We start from the raw sequence: 16,112 nt of genomic DNA on the forward strand, positions 1-16,112 counted from the left end.
GTGTGAGGTGAGAGTAATGGCAAAAAGAAAGCGGCCCTCCGTGGATGGATTTCGGGAGTTTGTAAAGGAACATCCTCATTTAGTGAATGAAGTGAGAAGCAAACAAGCAACATGGCAGGAACTTTTTGAAGAGTGGTATTTACTCGGAGAAGATCATCCACGCTGGCAGGCTAACGGCAGTGTGGGCGAGTCCAGAGTGAATACAGGGTCCCCATCACCGCCGGTTGAAAAGGGAGACCAAAGCACTGAGTTGATCGGTTCGTTAATGAGTGCAGTTAAAAATATGGATATGGGGCAGATTCAACAATATATTACGAATGCCAATCAGGCCATCGGTGCAATCCAAGGAGTGCTATCTGCTTTCCAAGGGAATAAGTCAGGTGATACCAGTCCTCCCCCAAAAGAAAAAGAGCAGAGAGCTAACCCTTTTTTATTCACCAAAGATTAAGGAGGGTTTTTCATGCGTCAGAATATATATGAATTCATTCAAACAAACGAAGATATGCGTAATTACTTGAGGATTCAGCCTGCATGGTACAAAAGGTTAATGCGTAATCCCCATGAAGTGGATGTGTTTGAAACCGAAGCGAAATATTATTTTGAGAAGTCGATTCCACATCGGGTCTCTAAATTTTCGGAAAGCGTTCAGGTTGCCTCAATGATGCTTCATATGTTTCAAGCGATGAATGCTTCAGGTGAATGAAGAAAATAAGAGTAAATTACTCCTTTTGGCGAACAATAAAGGCAAAAGGGGGACGATGGAATGAGAAAGTTGATTTTGGCTCTCACAGTGTTGATGGCAGCGTCGGGTTGTGGAAAGAAAATACCGGAACCTGAAAATTCAGGAGTAGCCATGCAAGATGTTTCTACACATAAAGCTGCCACCACTGTATCGAGCATCCGAAACTCAGATGAGGACTTTCGGGTAAAAACTTTTGTAAAAGGCAACTCTGTCTATGTCGAGTGCTACTTGAAAAACTATGGTTTTTCTGAATCAAATCCTGAACAATTGGCAACTGTGTCCGTATTTATTGATAATCAAAAGAAAGTCGATATGAAAACGGCAGCCTTTATCTTAAAGGAAGTCCCGAATGGCATGCATAAAATTAAGCTGGAAGTCTTGAATAGTTCAGGTGAAAAAACAGGGTTGCAAAAAGAGATTGAGGTACATATCACTTCCTCGATTTAATCAAACCATTAGCATCTAAAAGGGAGAAATGGTAAAATGGTTGTGGAGGTGAGCTTGTTAATGCTTGCTACTATGGAAATCATCAACATTTTACAACAGGCTGATGGATTAGCTGAAATGATCCTTCATTCTGAAATAGGGGAAGAATACCTTCTTAGTTTATATAAATTACAAAGCGACAAAGAGGCACAGCGGAAAATTTCCAAGTTTACTTCGCTAAAGGATCTATTTGAAGATGTTCAGAGGTTCGGTAAATATCATCCGGATTATAAACGCATCAATTTAGAAACCAGGCAAGCTAAACGAGACATGGATATGCATCCTGCCGTAGCAAGGTTTAAGCTGGCGGAGACCGAATTACAATCCGTTCTTGATGAAATAAGCGGAAGAATTGGCCGAGCCGTTTCTGAACAGGTCAAAACCCCAGCGGGGAATCCATTTTTTGTTTCATCAGGTGGATGTTCAACGGGAAGCTGCGGAACCGGCGGAAGTTGTGGATGCTCTGCTTAAAGTAATGGCAAGAATCGTGAACATTCAGGCCGCTATATAAGAACATGCAGCCACCGAAATTCGATATTGCTACGGAGTTCGGTGGCTGTGTCATGTAAGGAATCTTCAACGAGACAGTTGGTCAACCTGATACGTTACAAAGTGATTAACTGCGATATAAGATACAATCCGGACATAGGTTGCCACAGCAAAACATCTTTTGCTGCGGCACATAAAAACGATGCCGGAATACATATAAATGTTCTTCCTGTCGTACGAAAATGGTTTCACAATGAAGCTGCTTGCCACGCATTGAAAGGCTTGCAGCTTTTTTTATTAAGAAGGAAAGCTTACTATTACCATTTTGTGCCGGATGATAATGGATATATATAAATGGTATACCTGTGAACTTTTTTATCGAAGCTTGGGTAATTTCATCATTATCTAATAGATGATCAATAAATTGACTCCAAATTTGGTTTAAATCCATCGTTGTTTGTCTCCCTTCACAGTGTGTATATTCATAATAGTGAGATAATTTCGTTTATAATCTTTTTTTCTTGGTTGAAAGTAAAGATTCTGCTATGCTACACTTAGTTAAAACCTTTATAAAAGGGAGTTATTGATATGCTTGGAGCGAGACAGGGAATCATCGTCTATTTACATACATTAAAACAAGCCAAAATGCTTAGGAAATTTGGAAATATCCATTATGTTTCAAAAAAGTTGAAATATGTAGTTCTTTATACGAATATGGATGAAGTGGAACCACTAGTGGAAAAGCTGAATAATTATTCGTTCGTTAAAAAAGTGGACCTTTCTTACAAGCCTTTTTTGAAGGTGGAGTTCGAAAACTCCAAACCGGATAAAGCGAAAGAATATGATTATAAAATGGGAATTTGAAAAAAGCTGACTCATGCGGAGTCAGCTTTTTTCAATTTCTGGCATCAACATCTTTCAACCTAATGGGGGCAAATATCTATTCATTCGCAAAATGCCGATTAAGTGTTGGTAGTACAACTCGATTTCTGCAAAGAGCACCGAAGGTTTCACGTCGATTTCAATAATTGGTCTATCCAGTTCCTCCGCCAAGTTCTCAAAAAGCTCATAGCGTTTGTTTTTGGTGGCGTGAGGGTTCGGTATACCTTCACGGCAAATGTAAAGTGGCTGGAATTTCCCGGGATCTGTGGGCTGCATGACGATAACCAATGATGTTACCTTTTTATCATCAATAGTAGAATGCATAGCCAAAAGCCTTGCAACTCGATGTTTCTGATTGCGGCCTACTTCCAGCAACTCATATATATCGGAATATCCTTGTCCAATTTCAATAAAACGTTGAATCAATTAAACCTCTCCTAACTAACTTATTATTCATTACTTTATCATTATCCCTCATAAAAGAGAAGGACAACTTCATTGACGAATCATGACAAAGAAAATTAGATATCAGAGGTTTATCAAAAAAAAAAAGCCCTGCAAAAATATGCAGGGTCCTTCTATGTCTAACTAAGGACCAGAAGGCAAAGGGAGAGGAGAAACCGGAGGAAGAACTTATGGGGAAACGTAAGCCTTCTCCGCGGTTGGCAACAACACCTAAAAAGGAATGTTGTTATTCACATTATTGCCAAAAACCACTTTATTATTCAAAATGTAAAAGATTTATAAAAAGAATGGATATCTTCCTTTATGGTCCGAAATGATAAGTCGATTTTCATCTTGGAAGTGAAGCCAAATCGGTTTAAATATTGGCTAGCTTTTTCTAATATGTTAGGATAGGAAAGTAACAGAAATTTGTCATAAAATGTGGTGAGGATGATGAGGGTCGTTTCCGGAATTTGCAAAGGAAGACCACTTAAGGCTGTACCGGGTACAGGAACCCGGCCGACTACTGATAAAGTCAAGGAATCTATTTTCAACATGATTGGTCCTTATTTCGAAGGAGGGCTGGTCCTCGACTTGTTTGCCGGGAGCGGTGGACTGGGAATTGAAGCGTTAAGCAGAGGCATGGATAAAGCCATATTTGTCGACCGGGATTTTAAAGCAAATCAAACGGTTAAGGCCAATTTGGAACTATGCAAGTTTTCAGACCGTGCAGAAGTTTATAAAAATGATTCAGAGCGTGCACTGAAGGCTTTGGTGAAAAGGGAAATGACTTTTGAATTGATTTTTCTTGATCCACCTTATAAGAAACAAAAGCTTGTCGAGATTCTTGAAGAAATACATAAATACCGATTGCTAAACGATATGGGATACATTGTTTGTGAGCATGGCCATGATGTTACATTGCCAGAAAAAGTTGGTGACTTTACCGTTAAGAGAAAAGAAGTTTATGGCGTCATTGCCGTTACGATTTATCAATGGGGAAACGTACACGAACAGGGGGAACTATGAATGTCCAAAATAGCGATTTGTCCGGGGAGTTTTGATCCAATAACATTTGGTCATCTTGATATCATTCAAAGGGGAGCGAATGTTTTTGATGAGGTATATGTGGTCATCGTGAACAATTCAGCGAAAAATTCACTTTTTACTGTGGAGGAGAGACTGGAATTGATTACTGAAGCGACTGCTCATATGCCGAATGTTAAAGTGGATTTCTATCAGGGATTGACGGTCGACTATGCTGAAAGCGTTTCCGCGAATGCCATCATTAGGGGATTGAGGGCGACTTCCGACTTTGAATATGAAATGCAGGGAACTTCGATGAACCGATTCCTTAACAATAAAATAGAGTCATTCTTTATCATGACGAAAAATCAATATTCTTTCTTGAGTTCAAGTATCGTGAAAGAGGTTGCGAAGTATGGCGGGGATATCTCCGAACTAGTGCCAAGCGTCGTCGAGAAAGCTCTGGCCAAAAAATACGAGGAACTGAAAGGATAGAAAAAAGAGCATTGCCAACGCGCAATGCTCTTTTTTTCGGTTTACGAAAGGCCTTTGAATAGCCTTTTGGTAAATATGATGATGTATAGGATCAAAAACACGAGTGTCAGAATGGGTCCGAAATCAAGCATGTTCTGATATAGGGAATTCACGTGTTCACCGGAACCGCTGACTGGGAATGCATTTATCGGGCTGCCGCTGTACATATTGCCTTTATATAATGGTCCCCAAAGTAAGACGGTAATAATGGATGCCAGAAGGCCATGTGCTATCCTTGCCAGAAAAAAGGGAGTGAAACGAATGTCTGTTGCGGCAATGATGCTGGCAACTTGCGCTTGAATGCTGAAACCGTTGAAAGCTAAGATGAAACTTGTCATTACTGTTTGCTGAAAGAGTGTCGCATCTTCGACCGTACTGGTTAATTTTGAACCAAGAGTCATTTCAAACATGCCTGATATGAAGGGGAGGCTTAAGGAATCGGGGAAATTGAAAATATGTAAAATTCCTCTGACCCCTGATGCCAGCAATCCGGTTATGTTCATATGAAATAAAAGCTTGTTCACCACCGAAAAGAGAATGATGAATCCCCCGATCATTAATAGGGTTTGAATGGATGAGAGTACCGCATCTCCAAGTAAACTGCCAAATGGTCTTGTTTCTTTTATTCTGGTTCGATGCATTTGGCTAAAGGCTTGTCTTATGGAGGGGAGCTTGGCCATTACATTTGTATGGGATTTTTCTTCTTTCCAACGGTAAAAACGCATGATGATGCCTACACAAAAATTTCCTAAGTAGTGGGAAAGTGCAAGGATGATCCCTAAATGAGGATTGTGGAAAAACCCAACGGCAACGGCAACGAACAGGAACAATGGATTGGATGAATTAGTAAAACAAACGAGTCTCTCAGCTTCGATGCGTGTCAATTGTTCTTCCTGACGAAGCCTTACAGTGAATTTCGCTCCAGCTGGAAACCCTGATGCAAGTCCCATCGCCCAAACGAAACCGCCCACTCCTGGTACACGGAATAAGGGACGCATAAATGGTTCGAGCATGACGCCAATGAACCTGACAACACCAAAACTGATTAATAACTCCGAGAGAATCAAGAAAGGTAGAAGCGAAGGAAAAACAATTGTCCACCAAATATTCAGTCCGCCTTTGGAAGCTTCAAAGGATTCTTGGGGGAAGATGATCAAGCCAACTGCCATCATCGTGACGGAGGTAGCTAACAGTACTGTTTTTGATTTTGATTTTAGCAAAATTCATCCTCCTCTTGAAGGTTTCTAAATAAGGGCAGTTCGTTTCGTATATAATAAAATATGAACTTCCTTTTCTCGAAAAGTAAGCGCATGATGGAATATGGATTGTACCGACATGTATAAATGAGGATGATCCGCACAATGGAATATCAATGAAGACCTCACTTTATTGGCTACATAGGTTATATCCGCCATGCTTGTTTCACTGTCAATATAAATAATATGCTTCTATAAATCCGTTTAAGACCATAACTTTGAATGAGTGTTATTTCAATATTTTGAACTAGTTACAGCGGGAGGGATATCTTTGTCGAAACCAAAGGTCGGGCTTGCACTTGGGTCAGGAGGAGCTAGGGGGTTTGCACATATTGGCGTGATAAAGGTATTAAAGCAAGAAGGCATTCCGATAGATATGATTGCCGGAAGCAGCATGGGGGCTATGGTTGCTGCCTTTTATGGAGCGGGTTCGGATATCGAGAGGCTGTATAAGTTGTCCCGTGCATTTAAGCGAAAGTATTATTTAGACTTCACCATACCTAAAATGGGCTTCATTTCGGGTAAACGGACAAAGGATTTAATCAGGGTATTTACATATGGAAAGAAATTTGAAGAACTTGATATTCCTGTGGCGGTGGTCGCCACTGATATAAAAACGGGGGAAAAAGTCATTTTTCAGGAAGGTCCCATCGCACCGGCTGTAAGGGCAAGCATCTCCATTCCCGGTATTTTCACTCCCGAAAAAATCGGGAACAGACTGCTTGTAGATGGAGGCGTTGTTGACAGGGTTCCTGTTTCAGTCGTGAAGGATATGGGAGCAGACATCATAATTGGTGTGGATGTAGCCCACGTGAAACAGGATATGGAGATAAACTCCATCTATGACGTCATCATGCAAAGCCTTGATATCCTGCAAATGGAGCTGGTTAAAAGCAGGGAGTTTGCTTCAGACGTCATGATACGCCCCAGGGTGGAGAAATACAGCTCGAAATCATTTACAAACGTTCAGGAAATAATTAGTATTGGAGAAGAAGCTGCAAGAGGAAAGATAGATCAAATTAAGCAGAGTATTGTTACTTGGAAGGAGTCCTTTGAAGATGAGCCGTAAAATGTATGTACGCACTTTCCTGGTGGTGGCTATACTTCTCATAGCATCAGCCCTTTATTCCCTACCTTTTTATGTATCAAAACCAGGAATGGCTAAAGAATTGGAGCCAATCATTGAGGTATCCGGAGGAGATGAAGCAAAAGGAAGCTTTATGTTAACCACTGTAAGGATGGGCCGGGCGAATGTATATTCCTACATGCTGGCGAAGTGGAGCAAATATCAGGAACTTTATCCGGAAACCTCCATTCGAAGCGAAGATGAAACAGATGAAGAATATAATATCAGGCAGCTGCACTTAATGGATGGTTCTAAAAATAATGCCATTCAGATCGCATATGAAAAAGCAGGGAAAGAAGTCGAATACGAGTACCTGGGTGTATATGTTTTGGACGTGCTAAAAGGAATGCCGGCAGCTAAAGAGCTGAAAGCGGGCGATCAAATCATTCAGGTCGATGATGTTAAATTCAAGTCAGCACAGGAATTCATGAACTATATTAACGGAAAGAAGGCTGGAGACGAAGTTAAAATAGTTTATAAGCGGGAAGAGACGGAGAAAACGGCCGTTCTTTCTTTGCAGCCTTTTAAAAATGACCCAAATAGGGTAGGAATAGGCATTTCGCTGGATGATAATCGAAAAGTGACCACAAAACCGGCGATTTCCATAGATTCAGAACAAATAGGCGGTCCTTCGGCTGGTTTAATGTTTTCATTGGAAATTTATAATCAATTAACAAAGGGCGATCTTACAAATGGATATGACATAGCGGGGACAGGAACGATGTCCGACGATGGGACAGTCGGTCCAATTGGCGGAATTCAACAGAAAATAGTTGCAGCCGATAAGTCAGGAGCCGAAATATTCTTTGCCCCGAATGAAAACGGAGCAGCAGGTTCGAATTATGAAGATGCACTTATTGCAGCAAAGGATATCGACACGGACATGAAGATCGTGCCGGTGGACAACTTTGATGATGCAATAGACTATTTAACCAAGCTAAAAGGAAAAGAAAAATGAAAAAAAGCGCAGGCAGTCATCTACTGTTTGCGCTTTTTTGATGATTTGATTTTTACTCTTAAGGATGGACGGGCCAAGCTTAAACGATTCTTCATTTGAAAATGATGGGAGATTCATATTCCCGTTTCATCAATGCAGCTTGATATGGTTCCGACAAGCCCAATGCATACACCTGTGCCGCTCGCAAGTCCGTATCGATATCCTGTTTCTGATAGGACGAAAGTTTAGAGATGAGCGGGAGGGGTAAGCCTTTTTTTACAGTGCGAAGATAATCTTGTCCCCGGCCATTCATGCCAAGAAGTCTGATATAGGCTGGTTGGTCATTGTGAATCACCTGTTCCTTTAATGTATGGGTCAATATATGGACACACATCCGTTGTAGTCGTGTCCATGTGTAGCGTTTTGTCTTCAGGGCTGCCATGAATCCAGAAAAGCTCGAAGATTGTTTGGCCATCTCCTTTATCCGGTGTTCAATGCCTTCCTCAATTTCGTATATCCCTGCTATTTCGGTTAAAGAGGAAGAAAGGATTCGGTATTTCAACATGGGCCAATACATTTCCCAGTCATGCAAGGCATGGTAGTGCGTTAAATATTGCTCAAGACCATTCATCGTCGGTTGAGGAATATAACTGGAAACAGAATTTAACTCCTGGTGTTCATGGATGGCTTTTCGTATCCCCGTTGCACTGGCAATAGGGTCTTTGGACAACTTTGTTTCATGGTATCCGGCAGCGACCCTTTGAATCGTATAAGGGCGAATGGAGTAGCCGTTTGAAAGTGCAGCACTTACATATTCCTTTCCAAGAATATTATTTGGCTTAGTCAAATCCAATCCGGCATCACCATTGATGATCGATCGATAAGCCTGGGCAGCACTGGCCGGATAACTATTACCGGCATCCATAGCCGATTTAATTGCGGCATCGAATGCAACGGAATTATCCGATAGAATTCTGTGGGCAGTGATGAATGGTTCAATTCTGCCATCCTCGCTTCCAAAGCAAAAGGAGTCACAGCCAAGGGATTCCAAAAGAGAAATAGATCCTTTTGCAAATATTTCCGCCTTCTGTGTCGCGAAAGCATAGGGTAGCTCAATGACAAGATCTATGCCGCCGTTCAAGGCCATTTCGGCACGTGTCCACTTGCTGACGATAGCGGGCTCGCCACGCTGTAAGAAGGGCCCGCTCATAACAGCGACCACAACATCTGCCCCTGTTTTTTCTCTACTTTCTCTTGCATGTAAAACATGTCCATTGTGAAAAGGGTTATATTCGACTACTAAACCGCAAGCTTTCATTCGTTCACCTCAGAGAAAAACTTTGTATTTTATCAACTTAGTGCTAAAATAGTATTTCAAGTAAAATTACTATAAGTAATCGTCCGGATTCTTTGTTTGAAATGATTCTTAAACTTAGACAATCAGTTAGGATGACTACATTATAGTGTAAAGAAAAAATATTGACAAACTTATAATTGAAAGCTATAATTATTTTTGTTGCCTTGAGGTGATTTCATTTGAAATGGACGATTAGTCAACTTCAAAAAATTCGGGACAAAGATTTACGGTTTGATGAACTGGTGGATGTCTTGGACATTAGAGAAAGAGACCCGCAAATTCGCGATGTTTCTCCGATCAGAGTAGCAGGAAGAGCTGATATCAGCTCGACCGAGATTACTTTTCACTTGCATCTTTCAGGTGAATTAACATTACCTTGCTCCCGTACACTGGTAGACGTTAAATATCCGATTGATATTGATACAAAGGAAACCTTTCTTTTAAAGGCAGATGGCGCTGATTTCTACGGAGATGATGTCACTGTTGTGGAAGGTGAAGTTGTAGACCTAATACCGGTAATTAAAGAAAATTTATTGCTAGAAATTCCGATGCAGGTTTTTTGTGAGGATGTCGATTCGAACGAAGCTGCTCCTCAATCCGGAAAAGACTGGGCTGTTATTTCTGAAGAGGAAAATGAGCATAAGGTTGATCCGAGATTTGCAAAGCTTGCCGACTTTTTTGACAACAATAAAGAATCTTGATTGGAACGAAAAATCGTTAATCCGATTTTTCCAGCTTTTTTATATTTTTTAAGGAGGTGGGAATAATGGCTGTACCTTTTAGAAGAACGTCGAAAACTGTAAAAAGAAAACGTCGTACGCACTTCAAGCTTCAAGTACCTGGTATGGTAGAATGCCCAAGCTGTGGTGGAATGACTCTTTCACATCACGTTTGTAAAGAATGTGGAACATATAAAGGAAAAGAAGTTGTCGCAAAATAATTTCTTGACCTACTTGAGAGCTTTGCTTTCTTGATGCAACACGCTAATCAAAGCGCAGGGATTTTTCTCTGTGCTTTTTTTACAAATATATTTGGCAGAATATTTTGAATCATCTATGTTTGCCGATGATTTTGGAGAAGGTGTTTACATGGATCAGGTGATTGAAGTTGAAAAGGATAAACGCGGTTTCATGAAGCTCCTATTTAATAGACCGGAGAAAAGGAATGCAGTGAATTATCAATTGATGGACGAACTTGAGTTGATATTGTCAGAAGCTGCATACGATGATGAAGTTAAGTTGCTAGTCCTGACAGGGGCGGGATCTGAGGCATTCTGTTCAGGTGGGGATCTAAGGGAATTTCAGGATTTGCACACAGAAGAAGAGGCCTTTGCTATGTTATCGAAAATGGGTGAAATTCTGTATAAACTAGCAGTTTTCCCAAAACCAACAATAGCGCTCATCAATGGAAGTGCTTTCGGCGGTGGATGCGAAATAGCGACAGCTTGTGATTTCAGATTAGCAAAGAGTGAAGTCAAGCTAGGGTTTGTGCAAGGTACACTGGGAATAACGACAGGCTGGGGCGGAGCTTCACTTTTACTTGAAAAAATACCAGAGCAAAAAGCGCTAAAGCTATTATTGGATGCAAAAATACATAAAGCTGAGGAAGCAAAGGAATTTGGTTTCGTAGATGAGATAGTCGGAGAAGGTACGGATGGATGGGAAATGTTCGCAGAAGATTTTCTTCGCCATGAGACAGGGGTGTTGATGGCCTATAAACGATTGCTGGTCCATAAATGGCAGGGTAGCGGGCTTAAAGGAAGAATGGATGCGGAAATCCGGGAATGTTCTAAACTGTGGGCGAGAGATGAGCATCATGCTGCAGTCGATCGTTTTTTAAATAAGAAAAAATAAATATTACACGCTCTATATATCTTCTATCTTTCCTAGCATGTGCATATTATGAATTAAAACTTGCTGGGAGGTAGAGAGATGACGATTGCGAGACAAGATGCATGGAATCATGATGAGGATCTGTTGTTGGCTGAAGTGGTACTGAGGCATATACGAGAAGGCAGTACACAATTAAAGGCGTTTGAAGAAGTGGGGAAACAGTTATCGAGGACATCTGCTGCTTGTGGGTTCCGTTGGAATTCATTTGTAAGGAAGCAATATAAGTCTGGGATAGAGCTGGCGAAAAAACAAAGGAAAGAACAGGTAGTCAATAATCCTGAAATGGAAATGGATTCGGTTGCAGTGGCGGAGAATGTCACGATTGAAGAAAAAACGCCCGAGCATGAAGATAAAGAATCTATTACCCTTCAGGAAGTTATATTATATTTAACTAAAATGGATGAATTCTTTCAGCTTGATAATAAGGAAAAAGAACGGATTTCTGAGCGGTCCCTATTTCTTGAACGGGAAAATGCCCGATTATTGGAAGAAAATGTATTGCTTAAAGAAAACCTGAAAGCTGTTGAGGAAGATTACCGTGCGTTAATGCAGATTATGGAGCGCGCGAGAAAACTTAGTGTACAAGAGGACGAAAAGACTAATCCGAAGGTGAGTTTCCAAATGGATAAGAATGGTAATCTAGAAAGGGTCAATAAATAAAAAATGCGGGTGGGAAAATCCGCCCGCATTTTCTTGATGCTTCCTTATTCTTGTGTATCTATTTCTTTATTATCTTGTATGTCAAATGGGCTCCAAATCAGCGGGTTTTCTCCGAGGTCCCTGTCCAAATCGTAGGAAACAGCAGAAAAACCCATCTTTTTCCAAAAGTCTTGTGAATGAACTCTTGGATTGGTTTTGATAGGCGTGTTCAGGCTTTTGGCGAATTCGACCAAAGCGCTTCCATAACCTTTTTTCTGATAGTTAGGCAGGACTTCAAGTTTCCAAAGAACAAGGAAGTCCCTAGACTTGTCAAAATACTGGTCGAATTTAGCACTTCTTTTATACAGGCTCATGCGGGCTACCAGTTTGTCGCCATAAAAGATTCCGTAAAAAGGTGATTGGCTGTCATTTTCGATGATGTTACCCTCTAAATCATCTAGCATTGACAGTTCCTGTATCCCGTATTCTTTGAATTTTTTGAATTCCTCAAGCGTTTTAAAATTTACAAGTAATCGTTCCACCTTGTATTCCATAAAAAAGCTCCCCCTTAATTCTGATAAACCTCTTCGATAGTACCCTTTGAAAGTCATCCCACTGATCTTTACGATGTGGAATTCCAGCTAAGGTCAAATCTAGTATGACATCATCGACTTATCCTAGCTGTCTAAATGCTTATAGCCTTTTATCCCCCGCCCTTTTCCCTTCAATTTCTCGCGGGTTGAGTTTGGAGTTATCTTTTGTTCCTAAAAGTATTCAAAATGGCTAAGCTTTTCGTATCTAATATACCATTAAATTAACGCTTAAAGAAGAAAATATATCTTCAATGGCGTATTAATAATTCTTTTCATTGGTATTTTATGACGAGCCTTGTTAATGGCAGTTCAATTTCATTCAATCAGTTGTGCTGCGTTTTCCAACGATGGGAAAATTGATGCAGGATAAAAAAGATAATGTGATAAAATAGTGAATATATTTCAATAAGTAAGGAAGGGTATTATGAGAATTGGAATCATTGGGGGAGGGGCCATAGGGCTGCTGTTTGCATCTTATTTAAGTGGAAAACATAGTGTGACACTCTATACTCATACTGCGGATCAGGCGTCCATCATCCAACGTGATGGAATCCGTCTTATTGCGGATGGTGAAAGCAGGCTGCTGACAGGCATCATTTCCAAGAGCCTGGATGATGGGATATCGGATGTGGATCTTCTAATATTGGCCGTCAAGCAATATCATCTGCCGCAAATACTGCCTAGGATAAAAGGTATTCAGGTTCCATTGCTATTCTTGCAGAATGGCTATGGTCATATTTCTTATTTAAAGCAGCTTCAATCCCCGACCATATATGTGGGGGTAGTGGAGCATGGGGCATTGAAACATGACGGGAATACCGTGGAGCATACAGGGCACGGCATTACAAGGATCGCTTCCTTTAAAGGGGAACTTGAGCAACTATCGTTAGTGAATGAAAGGATCGATCATTTTCCTTTTGCGAAGAGCGAGGATTTTCACTCGATGCTGATCGATAAGCTTGTCGTTAATGCAGTGATAAACCCGTTAACGGCGATACTTGATGTGGAAAATGGCGGTTTAATCACTAACTCCTATTACTACCAATTATTTCAAGATCTTTTTGAAGAAATCTCCGGTATTTTGGAAGTTCAAAATAAGGATGAGTCTTTTGAACATGTGAAATCCGTTTGTATGGCAACTGCAGAAAATCGATCGTCAATGCTAAAAGATATAGAAAATGGCCGTAAAACGGAAATTGATGCTATTTTGGGTCATATCCTCTCGGAGGCAAAGAGTAAAGGGAAAAGTGATTGCCTGACATCTTCTCTATATAAGATGGTCAAAGGAAAAGAGTCTCAGGGGGGATGAGCATGTGCCGTACGTAGTTTCAAGTATTGCCGCGATATTTATTACCTTGCCTTTCGTAGGGTATTTACTTTTTTTTATAAGTGCCAAACAATACACTGGAAACCATAGGCGCTCCGTTCAATTTGCAATGGACATGAGTACGCTGCTGTTCATATTATCCGTCCATTATTTGATCATTACGATTTGGGATAAGCAAATTCTTTGGGTGATCATGCTGATCATGATCATCAACGCATTCGTGGTGGTCCTTGTCCATTACAAGGTAAAACAGGAAATCATTTTCCATAAGGTATTAAAGGGTTTTTGGAGAGTGAACTTCGCCTTCTTTTTTGTAGCTTACCTTCTATTATTTTCCATTGGCATAATTACAAGTATTACGAAGATATTGACTACATAACATAGAATATCGCATCAATTTTCTGCTGCTGGGCAACTTCTTTTGTTTTCTTAAACCGGAATGTTATACTCTAAAAAGAATTGTAGTTGCAGAGAAAGGGAGAACAGAAATGGAGATGAAAGATCTCGCGTTACCATCTTTAAACCGTTTTGCATCGGACTATTTACAAAACCGTCTTGAAACGGAGGATTATTTTCACTATGACTTGTCTAAGCCTGACATTTATCTCAATAGATATAATGAATTGATGAACCGCTCTTTTTTACGTGATGAATTGTCGGATTACATACAACAATACATGTCCCATTTTTCAATCAGTGAGGCAGTTAAGGGGAATATTGAAAGGTTGCGCAGGGATGATTCCGTGGTGGTAATTGGAGGGCAGCAGGCAGGGTTATTATCAGGGCCGCTGTATACCATTCATAAAGTGATTTCGATCATTAAGCTTGCGGAAGAACAGGAAAAAGAACTTGGGCAGCCAGTCATTCCAGTTTTTTGGATAGCTGGAGAAGATCATGATTTGGCTGAAGTCAATCATGTTTATGTTATGAAAAACGGTAAACCCGATAAAAAAACCTATCCTTCCTATCAGCCGTATAAAACAATGGTTTCTGATGTAGAGCTGGAAACGGATAAGGCTGAGAAATGGCTTGAGGAAATCATTGAAACTTATGGCGAAACGGCCTTTACGAATAAACTCCTGATTGATATGAAGGAAACCATTAAGCAATCGAATACTTTCGTCGATTTCTTCGCCAGACTGATTCATGAATGGTTCAAAGAATATGGCCTTTTACTAGTCGATGCCGGTGATCCGGAATTAAGGCGAATTGAGAAGGCATACTTTGAATCGATGGTCAATGAAAGTGAACGGATTGCTGAAGTGGTCGAGGAACAGCAATCATTCATGCATGCGAAAGGGTATGCAAAAATGATTGAAATGGATAAACGGGCAGCTAATTTATTTTATTATGATCCAGAAAAAAAAGATCGATGTTTACTCGAACGTGTAGAAGGTGGTTTCAGCGGAAAAAACGGTGAAGTATCATTTACCGGGCAGGAACTCTTGCAGATTGCCAAAAATCATCCTGAACGATTAAGCAACAATGTCATTACACGCCCGCTCATGCAGGAAATGCTTTTCCCTGTATTGGCTTTCGTTTCTGGACCTGGGGAAATAGCTTATTGGGCAGAATTAAAAAAGGCATTTGAGTTGTTTTCCATGAAGATGCCGCCAATCATTCCTAGGTTGAATATCACGCTGGTAGAGCGCAGTATCCATAGCGACCTTGAAGAAATGGAACTCGGTTTGGAAACTGTTCTGACTGAAGGAACCGCTAATGCTGTGAAAAGTTACCTTGATTCGGTGAAAGATGAGACGATTGACACTCTGTTCGGGACACTGAAATCACAGCTTGAAGAGAACCATGAAAAGCTATTTGCCCACGCTGTCTCTTTAGATAGAGGACTTGAGCCGATGTTGAACAAAAACATCGAATTCATTCAAAAGCAATTGAATTTCATGTATGGCAAAATCGGTGACCGTACAAAGGAACGGCATTCGGTCATATTGAAAAAATATGAACGGATTGCAAATTCACTGTACCCTCTTGGATCACCTCAGGAGAGGATTTGGAATGTGTTTTATTACTTGAATCAATACGGGCCAGAGTTCGTACGGGATATGATGAAACTGGAATACCGGTTCAATAATCAGCATAAATTGATTTTCATTTAGAAAATCCATCCGTTTTGGGGAAAAGTGGCGGACACTTCAATTTGAATAGGGTTGCCACAAACCAATCCTGCCGGAGGGATTAAAAAGTGTAAAAAAGACAGGTGCTAAAGCCTGTCTTTTTTTTCTGCTTTCTGGGCTATTGTCAGGTAGTGCTTCGACAGTAATGGTGGGACTGCGTCTTAGTCTGAGTCCATTCGAGGGAATTGCACGTTTCTGTGAATAATTTGGCTAAATAAACTTAAGTAGAAAAGAAGGGAATTTTTAC

The 16,112-nt window shown here is 40.6% G+C and carries 21 protein-coding genes; 16 read left to right on the plus strand and 5 right to left on the minus strand.

Features of this window, described 5'->3' with window-relative positions:
* Positions 1–16: 16 nt before the first annotated feature.
* Genes AC3ISB_RS07650 through AC3ISB_RS07665 form a run of 4 tightly spaced genes read left to right on the plus strand, consistent with a single transcriptional unit; the run spans position 17 to position 1,699 of the window.
* A complete protein-coding gene (locus AC3ISB_RS07650; RefSeq protein WP_480339153.1) occupies positions 17–448 on the plus strand; it encodes a YlbD family protein in 432 nt (143 codons plus the stop codon).
* Between the two features lie 12 nt (positions 449–460).
* Positions 461–703, plus strand: coding sequence for a YlbE-like family protein (locus AC3ISB_RS07655; protein ID WP_076366714.1), 243 nt, complete (start codon positions 461–463; stop codon positions 701–703).
* A 60-nt stretch (positions 704–763) separates the two neighbouring features.
* On the plus strand, positions 764–1,189 hold the full coding sequence (locus AC3ISB_RS07660) for a hypothetical protein (protein WP_098371102.1): 426 nt from the start codon (positions 764–766) through the stop codon (positions 1,187–1,189).
* Between the two features lie 60 nt (positions 1,190–1,249).
* Positions 1,250–1,699 carry a YlbF/YmcA family competence regulator gene (locus AC3ISB_RS07665; protein ID WP_098371385.1) on the plus strand — a complete coding sequence of 150 codons (450 nt, stop codon included), beginning with the start codon at positions 1,250–1,252 and terminating at the stop codon, positions 1,697–1,699.
* 145 nt (positions 1,700–1,844) lie between these two features.
* Here AC3ISB_RS07665 and AC3ISB_RS07670 read toward each other — a convergent pair whose 3' ends face one another.
* The gene (locus AC3ISB_RS07670) at positions 1,845–2,168 is read right to left on the minus strand and encodes a hypothetical protein (RefSeq protein ID WP_098371101.1); all 324 of its coding nucleotides are present in this window, start codon (positions 2,166–2,168) and stop codon (positions 1,845–1,847) included.
* A gap of 137 nt (positions 2,169–2,305) precedes the next feature.
* Here AC3ISB_RS07670 and AC3ISB_RS07675 point away from each other — a divergent pair, with 137 nt between their 5' ends.
* On the plus strand, positions 2,306–2,581 hold the full coding sequence (locus AC3ISB_RS07675; protein ID WP_048684554.1) for a YlbG family protein: 276 nt from the start codon (positions 2,306–2,308) through the stop codon (positions 2,579–2,581).
* A gap of 54 nt (positions 2,582–2,635) precedes the next feature.
* Here the strand turns inward: AC3ISB_RS07675 and AC3ISB_RS07680 are convergent, their stop codons facing one another.
* Entirely contained in the window at positions 2,636–3,025 is a 390-nt protein-coding gene (locus AC3ISB_RS07680) for a DUF7147 family protein (protein ID WP_098371100.1), read from the minus strand.
* Positions 3,026–3,496: 471 nt separating this feature from the next.
* On the opposite strand from AC3ISB_RS07680, the gene rsmD reads away from it, so the two are divergent.
* Both rsmD and coaD read left to right on the plus strand, forming a co-directional pair.
* Positions 3,497–4,072 (plus strand): 16S rRNA (guanine(966)-N(2))-methyltransferase RsmD, encoded by a 576-nt coding sequence (gene rsmD, locus AC3ISB_RS07685; RefSeq protein ID WP_034313946.1) that lies wholly within the window; start codon positions 3,497–3,499, stop codon positions 4,070–4,072.
* Positions 4,073–4,564, plus strand: a complete 492-nt coding sequence (gene coaD / locus AC3ISB_RS07690; protein WP_098371098.1) for a pantetheine-phosphate adenylyltransferase — start codon at positions 4,073–4,075, stop codon at positions 4,562–4,564.
* Between the two features lie 41 nt (positions 4,565–4,605).
* Here the strand turns inward: coaD and ylbJ are convergent, their stop codons facing one another.
* Entirely contained in the window at positions 4,606–5,823 is a 1,218-nt protein-coding gene (ylbJ, locus tag AC3ISB_RS07695) for a sporulation integral membrane protein YlbJ (RefSeq protein WP_098371097.1), read from the minus strand.
* Between the two features lie 307 nt (positions 5,824–6,130).
* Between ylbJ and AC3ISB_RS07700 the strand changes: the two genes are divergently transcribed.
* Together AC3ISB_RS07700 and AC3ISB_RS07705 are read left to right on the plus strand one after the other, a co-directional pair.
* The gene (locus AC3ISB_RS07700) at positions 6,131–6,928 is read left to right on the plus strand and encodes a patatin-like phospholipase family protein (protein WP_098371096.1); all 798 of its coding nucleotides are present in this window, start codon (positions 6,131–6,133) and stop codon (positions 6,926–6,928) included.
* On the plus strand, positions 6,918–7,943 hold the full coding sequence (locus AC3ISB_RS07705; protein WP_098371095.1) for a SepM family pheromone-processing serine protease: 1,026 nt from the start codon (positions 6,918–6,920) through the stop codon (positions 7,941–7,943). Before AC3ISB_RS07700 ends, AC3ISB_RS07705 begins: the two co-directional genes overlap by 11 nt.
* Before the next feature lie 91 nt (positions 7,944–8,034).
* On the opposite strand, the gene AC3ISB_RS07710 is transcribed toward AC3ISB_RS07705, so the two are convergent.
* Positions 8,035–9,240 (minus strand): nucleotidyltransferase, encoded by a 1,206-nt coding sequence (locus AC3ISB_RS07710; RefSeq protein WP_489275962.1) that lies wholly within the window; start codon positions 9,238–9,240, stop codon positions 8,035–8,037.
* A 218-nt stretch (positions 9,241–9,458) separates the two neighbouring features.
* Here AC3ISB_RS07710 and AC3ISB_RS07715 point away from each other — a divergent pair, with 218 nt between their 5' ends.
* The 4 genes from AC3ISB_RS07715 to AC3ISB_RS07730 all read left to right on the plus strand — a co-directional run bounded on the left by AC3ISB_RS07715 (position 9,459) and on the right by AC3ISB_RS07730 (position 11,831).
* Entirely contained in the window at positions 9,459–9,980 is a 522-nt protein-coding gene (locus tag AC3ISB_RS07715; RefSeq protein WP_141992222.1) for a YceD family protein, read from the plus strand.
* Positions 9,981–10,045: 65 nt separating this feature from the next.
* Positions 10,046–10,219: a 50S ribosomal protein L32 gene (rpmF, locus tag AC3ISB_RS07720; RefSeq protein ID WP_034313929.1), complete on the plus strand. Its 174-nt coding sequence runs from the start codon at positions 10,046–10,048 to the stop codon at positions 10,217–10,219.
* A 148-nt stretch (positions 10,220–10,367) separates the two neighbouring features.
* Positions 10,368–11,132 carry an enoyl-CoA hydratase/isomerase family protein gene (locus AC3ISB_RS07725; protein ID WP_480339150.1) on the plus strand — a complete coding sequence of 255 codons (765 nt, stop codon included), beginning with the start codon at positions 10,368–10,370 and terminating at the stop codon, positions 11,130–11,132.
* Positions 11,133–11,210: 78 nt separating this feature from the next.
* Entirely contained in the window at positions 11,211–11,831 is a 621-nt protein-coding gene (locus AC3ISB_RS07730) for an RsfA family transcriptional regulator (RefSeq protein WP_098371092.1), read from the plus strand.
* Between the two features lie 44 nt (positions 11,832–11,875).
* Here the strand turns inward: AC3ISB_RS07730 and AC3ISB_RS07735 are convergent, their stop codons facing one another.
* A complete protein-coding gene (locus AC3ISB_RS07735) occupies positions 11,876–12,364 on the minus strand; it encodes an N-acetyltransferase (protein WP_098371091.1) in 489 nt (162 codons plus the stop codon).
* Positions 12,365–12,827: 463 nt separating this feature from the next.
* On the opposite strand from AC3ISB_RS07735, the gene AC3ISB_RS07740 reads away from it, so the two are divergent.
* The 3 genes from AC3ISB_RS07740 (at position 12,828) to bshC (ending at position 15,847) form a co-directional block, all read left to right on the plus strand.
* Complete coding sequence (locus AC3ISB_RS07740; RefSeq protein WP_489275964.1) at positions 12,828–13,712, plus strand: 2-dehydropantoate 2-reductase; 885 nt, start codon at positions 12,828–12,830, stop codon at positions 13,710–13,712.
* A gap of 4 nt (positions 13,713–13,716) precedes the next feature.
* On the plus strand, positions 13,717–14,109 hold the full coding sequence (locus AC3ISB_RS07745) for a DUF3397 domain-containing protein (protein WP_377447389.1): 393 nt from the start codon (positions 13,717–13,719) through the stop codon (positions 14,107–14,109).
* Between the two features lie 109 nt (positions 14,110–14,218).
* The gene (gene bshC, locus AC3ISB_RS07750; protein WP_141992218.1) at positions 14,219–15,847 is read left to right on the plus strand and encodes a bacillithiol biosynthesis cysteine-adding enzyme BshC; all 1,629 of its coding nucleotides are present in this window, start codon (positions 14,219–14,221) and stop codon (positions 15,845–15,847) included.
* Positions 15,848–16,112: the final 265 nt, after the last annotated feature.

The sequence above is a fragment of the Peribacillus sp. GL_122 genome (genome assembly GCF_057835005.1).

Coding starts and splice junctions, on each gene's coding strand:
- AC3ISB_RS07650 (WP_480339153.1), top strand. CDS start 17: ATGGCAAAAAGAAAGCGGCCCTCCGTGGATGGATTTCGGGAGTTTGTA.
- AC3ISB_RS07655 (WP_076366714.1), top strand. CDS start 461: ATGCGTCAGAATATATATGAATTCATTCAAACAAACGAAGATATGCGT.
- AC3ISB_RS07660 (WP_098371102.1), top strand. CDS start 764: ATGAGAAAGTTGATTTTGGCTCTCACAGTGTTGATGGCAGCGTCGGGT.
- AC3ISB_RS07665 (WP_098371385.1), top strand. CDS start 1,250: ATGCTTGCTACTATGGAAATCATCAACATTTTACAACAGGCTGATGGA.
- AC3ISB_RS07670 (WP_098371101.1), bottom strand. CDS start 2,168: ATGGATTTAAACCAAATTTGGAGTCAATTTATTGATCATCTATTAGAT.
- AC3ISB_RS07675 (WP_048684554.1), top strand. CDS start 2,306: ATGCTTGGAGCGAGACAGGGAATCATCGTCTATTTACATACATTAAAA.
- rsmD (WP_034313946.1), top strand. CDS start 3,497: ATGAGGGTCGTTTCCGGAATTTGCAAAGGAAGACCACTTAAGGCTGTA.
- coaD (WP_098371098.1), top strand. CDS start 4,073: ATGTCCAAAATAGCGATTTGTCCGGGGAGTTTTGATCCAATAACATTT.
- AC3ISB_RS07705 (WP_098371095.1), top strand. CDS start 6,918: ATGAGCCGTAAAATGTATGTACGCACTTTCCTGGTGGTGGCTATACTT.
- AC3ISB_RS07710 (WP_489275962.1), bottom strand. CDS start 9,240: ATGAAAGCTTGCGGTTTAGTAGTCGAATATAACCCTTTTCACAATGGA.
- rpmF (WP_034313929.1), top strand. CDS start 10,046: ATGGCTGTACCTTTTAGAAGAACGTCGAAAACTGTAAAAAGAAAACGT.
- AC3ISB_RS07725 (WP_480339150.1), top strand. CDS start 10,368: ATGGATCAGGTGATTGAAGTTGAAAAGGATAAACGCGGTTTCATGAAG.
- AC3ISB_RS07730 (WP_098371092.1), top strand. CDS start 11,211: ATGACGATTGCGAGACAAGATGCATGGAATCATGATGAGGATCTGTTG.
- AC3ISB_RS07735 (WP_098371091.1), bottom strand. CDS start 12,364: ATGGAATACAAGGTGGAACGATTACTTGTAAATTTTAAAACGCTTGAG.
- AC3ISB_RS07740 (WP_489275964.1), top strand. CDS start 12,828: ATGAGAATTGGAATCATTGGGGGAGGGGCCATAGGGCTGCTGTTTGCA.
- bshC (WP_141992218.1), top strand. CDS start 14,219: ATGGAGATGAAAGATCTCGCGTTACCATCTTTAAACCGTTTTGCATCG.